This window comes from Streptomyces sp. NPDC107500, assembly GCF_055582785.1.
Genome location: NZ_JBVJPF010000023.1, coordinates 1 through 2255, shown reverse-complemented (window position 1 = coordinate 2255; position 2255 = coordinate 1). Strand labels below are relative to the sequence as shown.

Below are 2255 nucleotides of genomic sequence, written 5' to 3'. Positions count from 1 at the left end.
CAACGGCCTGCAATCACTCCTCAACAACCCCGACATCACCAGCCGCCTCAACGAAAACCACCTCCAAACACTCCGCAACGCCCTCAACACCTTCAACCACGACACCACGGCTCCTCAGCGGCTCGCGGAGAATCTGGGCCTGCGGCAGGAGATCCGCTTGCGGTTCGGTGTCCGCATCGAGTCGGATGCCGAGCCCCGTCAGGAGACCGCGTCGCATTCCTGGGACACCTCATCGCTCGAGCAGGTCCGTGAGGCGCTGGAGCACTTCGCGCCGCTCCTGGGCGCACGACGAGGCGAGTCCTCCCGGGCAGGCACCGTCCAGGAGGTCACGGCTGTCCGTATGGTGTCCTCCCCGACGGACGGCCCACGGTCGGCCTCGGTGATCGAGGTGCCCCAGAGCGTGCGCGAGGACGCGGAGTTCGACTCGCGCGGCATCGCCTGGTACGTCACCCGCGCGGTGGCCTCCCGTCTGCTGGACCATGCTCTGCCCGAGTTCGAGCAGAGGTTCCGCGACGGGGCCGACAGCGCCGTCGCAGGTGCCGAGGCTGCCGCGACAGGAGGACGGCGAGAAGACCTCCACGCCTCGGTCAGGCTGTTCGTGCAGGATCCCGAAGCGCTGGAGCGGCAGTCGCCGCGGCACGCGCGGGCGTTGCGGGAACTGCTGGAACGGCGGCGGGATGTCGCCGTCGGGCGGCCGGGAGAGTCCGTGGACGAGACGGCCGCCCGCGTCACGCGGGAACTCGAGGACGAGGTCTCCTGGTTCACCCGTGAGGTGGGACCGTGGGGCGTCGACGGACACCGACTGCTGATGTCGGAGGGCCCGGTCACGGAGTACGGTCGCGGTGACGCGGAGCGGGACTTCGCCGAGACGGCGTTGTTCTACTTCCACGACGCGCAGTTCCTCCGGGAACGGGCGCCGCAGCGGGCGGACTTCTTCGACGCCCTGGTGCACTCCTGGGCCGCCGCCACCGAGCCCGTCCGCCAGGCGCGGACCGTGGCCACGGCCCCCACCCCTGGCAGTGAGCCCGACGTCATCGTCCCCAGCCGCGCGTTCGCCTCTCCGAAGATGACCAACCTCTTCCAGGCCCTCTACGACAGGGCCGGGGTGCGTCCCGACAGCCGTGAGGCGAGTGAGATCCGTGAACTGGTCCGGGGATGGCTCCGCTACGTCGCCCCGGACTTCGTCCAGCGTTTCACCAACCAGGCGGAGGCCCCGGCCAGGACCAGCACCGGCACGCTGGCCACGACTCCCGCTGAGGACTTCCGGGAGTCGGTGAGGTCGTTCCTGGACGACGGCGACCGGTTCGCGCGACAGGCACCCCGCCACGCCGGGGCTGTGGCCGAACTGCAGGCACGCTGGCCCGGAGTGGTCACCCGCTACGACGGGGAGTCGGGCCCCCGGGCCGCCCAGCGGATCTCCGACACGCTGGAACAGGATCTCCCCTGGTTCATGAGGGAGACCGGCACATGGACCGAGGATGGCACCCAGGCCCACACCGGGGAACGCCCCCTGAGCCCGGGCAGCCTGGCGGACATCGCGGAAGACCTTGCCGAGACCGCGTTGCTGTTCGTCAACGACGCACAGCACCTGCGCGAAGCCGCCCCCCAGAGAGCCGACTTCCTCCAGTCGGCGACCACCGCGTACCTGCACAGCACCGACAACCTCCACCGGGATACACCACGCCCCACCGACCTCCTCCGCGCATTCCTCGACGCCCCTCATGACGACCGCGACACGGCGCGGTCGGCGGCCGAGACCATGAGGCCGACGGGAGTGCCCGCTGACTCGGTTGGACCGGTGGCCGTTCACGAGCCGGCGACAGTGGCAACGCCCGAGAGGAATCACCGCGCCAACGATCCCGAACTCGCCGCCCTGCTCACCGACACCACACAACGCCCCCTCCCCCCAACCCACCCCCGCAACGCCGTCGACCAAGACGCACACCTCTGGGAAGGCCTCCGCCCTACGGTGGCCAGCCACGAATCCCGCGGTATCGGCATCGAAACCGAGCAGCCGAACACGACCATGGGGTCAGACCTGCTGGCCGACGAAGCCACCACACCGGGACTGAGGGACACAGAGCGGGTCCAGGCGTTGGAGGACTTTGCCCGTCAGTGGCGGCGGTGGCAGAAGACGCCGGCCATCGAGGACCCGGCCGGCACCGACCAGACCGCCCCGGTCCTCGGCCCGCCCGAACGCGCCCTGGCCACCGCCTACCAACTCCTCGGCCACACCCCCGAACCCGGCCTGACCA

Annotated in this window: 1 protein-coding gene; it reads left to right on the top strand. The window is 70.3% G+C overall.

Features of this window, described 5'->3' with window-relative positions; genetic code table 11:
* Window positions 1-2255 (top strand): hypothetical protein (locus ACZ67M_RS37755; RefSeq protein ID WP_469854363.1); only part of this gene is annotated, 2255 nt, incomplete at both ends.